The sequence below is a fragment of the Streptomyces sp. NPDC006739 genome, from assembly GCF_042869815.1.
In the GTDB taxonomy this organism is placed as follows: domain Bacteria; phylum Actinomycetota; class Actinomycetes; order Streptomycetales; family Streptomycetaceae; genus Streptomyces.
In genome coordinates, this window is record NZ_JBIAGM010000027.1 from 95,719 (window position 1) to 102,632 (window position 6,914).

Here is a 6,914-nt window from a genome sequence, read left to right on the forward strand (position 1 = left end):
CACAGAGTTCATTCCGGTCAACGACAGAACATCACACGGGTGCCGACCTTTTTGACGGCACGGCGAGTCCTAGTACGGCTGTACGGTGGGAATTCGGGGCCGGCGCGCCTCACGGGTGAGGCAGGGATCACACTGAAAATCACTCGCCGGGAGCGAGCGCGCCCGCCACCACGCGTGCCGCCCCGGCGATCAGTCCGTTGTCCACCAGCGCGTCCCGCTCGGTCTTCGCCGACAGGACGGCCAGCACGATCGGGGTCTTCCTGGTCGTCCAGGCGACTCCGATGTCGTTGGCGGCCGCGTAGTCACCCGTGCCCGTCTTGTCCGCGAGGACCCAGCCGCCGGGCAGTCCGGCGCGGAACCGTTCCGCACTGGTGGTGTTGCCCTTCAGCCAGGTGACGAGCCGTCGGCGGTCGGCACCGGCCAGGACCGGCCCCAGCGTCAGTTGCTCGAAGCCGCCGCCGAGGGCTCGCGGCGTGCTGGTGTCCCGGGGATCGCCCGGGACCGCGGTGTTCAGCTCGGTCTCCCAGCGGTCGAGCCGGCTCACCGGGTCACCGAGCGAACGGAAGAACCGGGTCAGCCCGGCCGGCCCGCCGATCTGGCGCAGCAACAGGTTCCCGGCCGCGTTGTCGCTGTACTGGATGGCGGCCGCGCACAGGTCGCCGACCGTCATCCCGGTGTCCACGTGCTGGAGCGTGACCGGGCAGTTCGGCAACCGCACGTCGGCCGGCGGATAGTGGACCACCTGGTCCGGCGGCGCGCAGCGGCCGTGGTCGCGCAGCACGGCGGCCGCTGCGAACGCCTTGAACGTCGAACACATCGCGAACCGCTCGCCCGCCCGGTAGGACACGACCTGTCCCGTGCGGACGTTGCGGGCGTACACGCCCAGGCGCGCGGTGTACCGCTCCTCCAGTTCACGCAACTCCGCCTCCACCTGGTGCGGTTCGGGCACCGGCGTCGACGCGGAGGCGGCGGAGGCCGCCGTGGCGGGGACGAGTGCGGTGGTGGAGAGGGCGAGGCCGGCCCTGAACAGGCCGCGCCGCGGCAAAGAGGTGGCGTTCGACATGCGCGGAAGTCTCCCCGGATGGTTCTGAGTCGGTCCGTCGGTCACCGGCCCAGCGAAGCAGCGGAACCTCACCCATGTCCAAGAGTGAACATTGAACGCCCCATGACTTATTGATATGAACGCTGCGTGGACCTGCTCGCACACCTTGAGGCGTATGTCGCCGCCGTCGACGAGGCGAGCTTCTCGCGCGCCGCCGACCGGCTCGGGATCGCCCAGCCCCTTCTCAGCCGGCGGATCAAGACGCTCGAGGCACACTTCGGCGGCCCGCTGTTCGACCGTTCGCGGCGACAGGTCACGACGACCGAGTTCGGCGTACTCCTGCTGCCGTACGCCCAGGACGTGCTGGACCGGGCCCGGCGGCTCGGGCAGGTCGCCCGGTCGGCGCGACAGTCGGCGGCACGGGCGGTGGGGGTGCCCTCGGACTGCGGCCCACAGGCCCTGGCCCGCGTCATCCGCACCGGCGCCGAGCGCGGCGTCACCCTCGGAGTGCGCGAACTCCCCCCGGACGAACGTGTCCTGGGCCTGGCAGACGGTTCACTGGCCTACGCCGTGCTGCGCGTCCCCCCTGAACACGCCGAGCTCCGGGTCCCGCTCGGCCTGGCCCGCGCGCCGCGGGCGCACCACGAGACGCCCGCCGCCCGGCCGCGCCCGGTCCACCTGGAGGACCTACGGCCCCGACGGGAACGCGCCCCGAGATCCGCGGCGCCGGTCTCGTCACCGGTTCCGGCCCCTGCGGCCGTAGCGACCGCGATGACCGTGATCGTCATGGCGGAAGACCAAGTGCCGTACTTCGAGGACCGGTTGAGCCGGGCGGCCGCCCGGGCCGGGCTTCCGGACGGCCTGGTGCGTCCGGCCGGACCGACGGCGACCGCGCTCGCCGAGACCCTGGCCGGCCGTGTCACCCTGCTGTGCACCGAGCCGTTCGCACGGCGTCACGGCGCCCACTGGACACCGTTGGCCGATGCCTCGCTGCACCGTGGCTACGACATGGGCGCGACCCGGCGCCGACGCGAGGTGGGGGACGTTCCGGACTGGCTGACCGCGCTGCTGGCGTCCGCCGCCGGCGCCGCGCCGACCCCGCGGTACGCGGTCCGGCCCGAGCCGCCGGCCGAGGATCCGCTCGCGCGCCTGGCGGCCCGTGGATGAGCGCCGCCCCGGCCCACCGTCCGGTCTACGTCGCCGACGACGGCGCCCTCCGTGACGTCGCCGAGACGATCGCCGCCGAGTGGGCGGCCCTCGGCGTCCGGGGCTCGTTCCTCGCCCGTGGCATCGACACCGGTGACCAACTCGGCTTCGACGTCGACGAACCGGTCGCCCTCGCGTCCGTGATCAAGGTCCCCCTCGCCCTGGTCGCGCTGGACCGGATCGCGACAGGCACGCTCGACGCGGCACGGCCCATCACGGTCGACCCGGCCACCAGCAGCGTCGGGTCCACCGGGCTGGCGGCCTTCCGGCACCCCGCCACCGTGGCCGTCGGCGACCTGCTCCACCTGATGCTCTCGGTGAGCGACAACGCCTCCGCCGACGCGCTGTTCGACCTCCTTCCGGTGCCCGACGTCGACGCCCGGCTGCGCGCCTGGGGGCTGCCGGACATCCGGGTACGGCACCGGATGAACCGCATGTACGAATGCGCCGTCGGCGCCGTCGGCGACGACTTCTCCCTCGCCCTGGAACTGGCCGTCCGCGACGACCACTTGGGGCGGCACACCATCGAGACGCTCGACCCGGCCCATGCCAACACCGGTACGGCCACGGCGCTCGTCGACCTGCTGGGGCGGGTGTGGCGGGACGAGATCGCCCACCCCGAAGCGACCGCGGAACTGCGCCGGCTGATGGGAGCGCAGGTCTTCACCCAGCGGCTGGCGAGCGAACTGCGCGCCGACACCCTCCGGATCTGCGGGAAGACCGGCACCTTCCTGCATCTGCGGCACGAGATCGGCGTGGTGGAGGCCGAGTCCGGTGACCGGGTGGCCATGGCCGCGCTCACCCGCTCGGGCCGCCGGGCCAACCTGGCCCCGGACATCGACCTCGCCATCGGGATCGCGGCACGGCGGGCGTTCGAGGCGCTGCGCCGCTGAGGCGCCCACCGCCCCCCGACATACGGTCGCGGCCACGCCGGGTGGGCGGAACGCCCGGGTGCCGCCCCGGCCGCTCACACGTCGGTCAGCCGGGCCTCCTCCAGGTCCAGCGAGCGCTGGAGACGGCGCCGGGTGGTGTCGCTGATGGCGTGGCCGTCGTAGAGGCGCCGCAGCTCCGCCGCCTCCACGGCTATCAGGTCACGCCGCACCTGGCGGTAGATCAGGTCGTCGGACTCGACGGACGCGCCGCCGCCGGTCTCCGCGAGGCGGTCGCGGGCGTCGTCGAGGCGGGCGTTCAGGCCCCTCCGGAGCCGTTCGACGACCACCCCGGGCAGGGCCTCCAGCTCCGCCAGCTCGTCGAGCCGCCGGATGCCCGCGTCGGCCAGCCGGCAGCGGGCCGACGCCTCCTCGCGCTCCGTGTGGTCGGGCTCCAGGGCGATACCGGAGCGGCGCACGACCGGGGCCAGCGTGAAGCCCTGCACGACGAGGGTGACCACCACCACCGAGGTGGTCAGGACGAGCACCAGCGGACGGTCCGCGAGGACACCGCCGTCCTTCGAAGCCTCCGGGACGGACAGGGCGGCCGCCAGCGGTACGACGCCCCGGGTACCCGCCCAGGTCAGCACCAGCGGCACCCGCCAGTTCAGGCGCTTCATACCGCCCTTGCGCTGCACGAGCGCCGACAGCGGAGCCAGCCACAACAGCCGCACCGCGACCAGGGTTCCCGCCACCGCCAGCGCGTACAGCGGCCAGCCCCGGTCGCCGTCGGACAGTGCCCGGACCTGGGCCGGCAGCGCCAGGCCGATGAGCGAGAACACCACGCTCTCCAGCAGGAACACCACCGTCCCGTACACGGCGTGCAACTGCAGACGGATGCGCGCGTTGGTCAGCCGGTCGCCGCGGCCGCCCAGCACGACGCCCGCGACCACCACCGAGGTGACCCCGGAGGTGTGAGCGGACTCCGCGAGGACGTAGGCCGCGTACGGCGTGACCAGGGCGATCACCGTCTCCAGGACCGGATCCTCGGTGCGCCGCCGGATCAGCGCGACCAGGCCCGCCACCGCGCCTCCGATGAGCGTGCCCCCGCCGGCCAGCACCACGAACTCACCGCCCGCCGCGCCCCAGTCGGCCGCCGCGGCGGCCACCGCGACGCCCACCGCGACCCGGAAGAGCACCAGCGAGGTCGCGTCGTTGAACAGGCTCTCCGCCTGCACCAGCATCTGCACCCGGGGCGGCAGCGCGAGGCGCCGGCCCAGCGCGGTCACGGCCACCGGATCGGTGCTGGCCAGCACCGCGCCCAGCACGAACGCCATCCGCCAGGACAGCGGGGTGACCAGGGAGGCGACCACGCCGACCGCCGCGGCCGAGGCCAGCACCAGGCCGATCGCGAGGACCCCGACCGGCTTCCACACCGCCCTCAGCTCGCGCCAGGACAGTTCCTCGGCACTGGCGTACAGCAGGGGGGGCAGGACGACGAGCCCGATGATCTCGGGGCTGATCCCGATGGGGGGAGTGCCCGGCAGCAGGGCCACCGCGAGACCGGCGACCACGAGCAGGGAGGGTGCGGGGATGCGCCACCGGCGGGCGAAGGTCGCGACGAGGGTGGCCAGTACGACCAGTGAAAGAACTGTCCCTACGCTGCGCATGCCGTCCCCCTGGGGCCCTCACGAGAGCCCTTGTGGGCCCCCGGCCGACCAGACTTCCCGGCACACCACCCTCACCCTAGCGGCCCGGATCACGCCAAGACAGTGTCAATCCAGGTGGCGGATCAGTCCGGCTCGGTCAGGCCGGCCGTCGGAACCGTCACAAGAGGCCGGACGCGCGCAGGACCGCCCGTGCGGTGTCGGCGTCGATCCGCCGTCCCAGACGGTCCAGCACGTCCGCACCCTGGCACAGGGTCCCGCGCTCCAGGGAGCGCCGCACTCCGGTGTCGAGTTCGTGCCACAGCAGCGGGCTGGCGGCCAGGACACGGGGGTCGACCTCCAGACGGTGGCCGTACGCGTCGCGCAGCACGAGATGGCTGCTGACGTCACCGTACTGACCCACCGCCGTCAGCGCGTCCGTGCGCACCGACCGGCGGCGCAGCGGGCCGCGCACGCTCAGCCACCCGGGGCCGGCGCTGACGCGCGGCGGCAGCAGGACGGCGAGGACGGCTGCGGACAGGGCGGTCCACAGCGCGGCGCGAGCCGGTGTCAGGGTGCCGGCGTCCCAGTCGACGAGCAGGGTCAGCGCCGCGAAGCCGACGGCGCAGCAGGCCGCCAGCGTGGCGCCGCCGCGCCAGTGACGGTCACCGGCCGGGGCCGGCGGACTGCTGGTGCGCATGGAGTCGACGGTAGGCGCGGCCGGGGGCGGCGACACCCGTCACTTACGGCCTTCTGACACCGTACGGCCCCGTCTTGACGGGATCCTGACGCCGGAGCCCGAATCAGCCCACGTGCACCCGGGGTCGCAGCTCCCGGTTCGGCTCGGCCTCGCGCAGGACCTCACGGGTGACCGGGGCGACCTCGCCCTGTCCGAACAGGAAGAAGCGCAGGAAGTTGGCGAACGGGGTGCCCTCGGTCCACTCGAAGTAGATGTGCGGGATCCGGTCGGTCGCGTCCCTGACGTACAGCAGCAGGGCCGCCAGGGCGTTCGGGATCGAGGACGACTCCAGGGTCAGCACACGGTAGCGCTCGTGCAGCACCTCGCCGCGCACGGTCAGGCCCGCCTCGAACTCGGAGGGGTCGGTGACGGTGACCTCGACGAAGACGAAGTCCTCCAGATCGGGGATCTCGTTGTCCTTGCGCATCTGTTCGATCTTGGCGCGGTACTCGGCCTTGTCGCGCCGGCCCGGCTCGTGGGCGATGAAGCGGATACGCCGGTGGGCCATGTCCCGGATGAAGCGTTCCGCCATCTCGTCCAGCGTCACGCTGGTCACGCGCAGTTCGAAGGCGCGGGCCAGCCGGGACAGCAGCGAGACCAGGATGATGCCCGCGATGAAGCAGGCACCGATCTTGACGCCGTCGGGGCGTTCGACGACGTTGGCGACGGTGACGTAGAGCAGGACCGCCGAGACCGTCGCGAAGCCGATGGTCCAGCCCCGCTGTCCGGCCTTGCGGCAGGCGATGGTCACCGCGATCGCCGCGGAGGACATCAGCACGAGTACGCCGGTGGCGTAGGCGCCGCCCTGGGCGTCGACGCCGGCGTCGAAGAGCCAGGTGACCAGGAAGGCGATCAGGGTGAAGACGATGACCATCGGGCGCACCGCGCGGGCCCAGTGCGGGGCCATGCCGTAGCGGGGCAGATAGCGGGGCATCAGGTTGAGGAGGCCGGCCATCGCGGAGGCGCCGGCGAACCACAGGATCGCGATGGTGGACAGGTCGTAGAACGTGCCGAAGGCGCCGCCGAGGTACTGGTGGGCCAGATAGGCGAGCGCGCGGCCGTTGGCCTGACCGCCCGGCTTGAACTCCTTCGCCGGGATCAGCACGGTGGTGATGAAGCTGGTGGCGATCAGGAACACGCTCATGATCAGCGCGGCGGCGGTCAGCAGCTTCTTGGTGTCGCGGATACGGCCCTCGGGGCGGTCCGCGGTGTCGTCCGGGCCGCCCTGCACGTGCGGCATGACGGCGACGCCGGTCTCGAAGCCGGACAGACCGAGGGCGAGTTTCGGGAAGACCAGGAGGGACACGCCGATCATGGCGAAGACGTTGCCGTGTTCGGCGGTCAGGGCGCTGGTCCAGTCGGTGACGACGTGGCCGGCGGTCAGGACGTGCCACAGGCCGACGATCACCACG

At 72.8% G+C, this 6,914-nt stretch carries 6 protein-coding genes; 2 read left to right on the forward strand and 4 right to left on the reverse strand.

Annotation, left to right across the window (positions count from 1 at the left end; all coding sequences use genetic code 11):
- Positions 1-139: 139 nt before the first annotated feature.
- On the reverse strand, positions 140-1,063 hold the full coding sequence (gene bla / locus ACFYMM_RS36420; protein WP_388394953.1) for a class A beta-lactamase: 924 nt from the start codon (positions 1,061-1,063) through the stop codon (positions 140-142).
- 126 nt (positions 1,064-1,189) lie between these two features.
- On the opposite strand from bla, the gene ACFYMM_RS36425 reads away from it, so the two are divergent.
- Together ACFYMM_RS36425 and ACFYMM_RS36430 are read left to right on the forward strand one after the other, a co-directional pair.
- Positions 1,190-2,209, forward strand: coding sequence for a LysR family transcriptional regulator (locus ACFYMM_RS36425; RefSeq protein ID WP_388394956.1), 1,020 nt, complete (start codon positions 1,190-1,192; stop codon positions 2,207-2,209).
- Positions 2,206-3,141, forward strand: coding sequence for a serine hydrolase (locus ACFYMM_RS36430; RefSeq protein WP_388394958.1), 936 nt, complete (start codon positions 2,206-2,208; stop codon positions 3,139-3,141). Before ACFYMM_RS36425 ends, ACFYMM_RS36430 begins: the two co-directional genes overlap by 4 nt.
- 74 nt (positions 3,142-3,215) lie before the next feature.
- On the opposite strand, the gene ACFYMM_RS36435 is transcribed toward ACFYMM_RS36430, so the two are convergent.
- From ACFYMM_RS36435 to ACFYMM_RS36445, 3 genes are all read right to left on the reverse strand, one after another.
- Positions 3,216-4,787, reverse strand: a complete 1,572-nt coding sequence (locus ACFYMM_RS36435) for a Na+/H+ antiporter (protein ID WP_388394961.1) — start codon at positions 4,785-4,787, stop codon at positions 3,216-3,218.
- A 157-nt stretch (positions 4,788-4,944) separates the two neighbouring features.
- Positions 4,945-5,463 carry a hypothetical protein gene (locus ACFYMM_RS36440; protein WP_388394964.1) on the reverse strand — a complete coding sequence of 173 codons (519 nt, stop codon included), beginning with the start codon at positions 5,461-5,463 and terminating at the stop codon, positions 4,945-4,947.
- Between the two features lie 103 nt (positions 5,464-5,566).
- Positions 5,567-6,914 (reverse strand): amino acid transporter (locus ACFYMM_RS36445; RefSeq protein WP_388394966.1); only part of this gene is annotated, 1,348 nt, incomplete at its 5' end.

Coding starts and splice junctions, on each gene's coding strand:
- bla (WP_388394953.1), bottom strand. CDS start 1,063: ATGTCGAACGCCACCTCTTTGCCGCGGCGCGGCCTGTTCAGGGCCGGC.
- ACFYMM_RS36435 (WP_388394961.1), bottom strand. CDS start 4,787: ATGCGCAGCGTAGGGACAGTTCTTTCACTGGTCGTACTGGCCACCCTC.
- ACFYMM_RS36430 (WP_388394958.1), top strand. CDS start 2,206: ATGAGCGCCGCCCCGGCCCACCGTCCGGTCTACGTCGCCGACGACGGC.
- ACFYMM_RS36440 (WP_388394964.1), bottom strand. CDS start 5,463: ATGCGCACCAGCAGTCCGCCGGCCCCGGCCGGTGACCGTCACTGGCGC.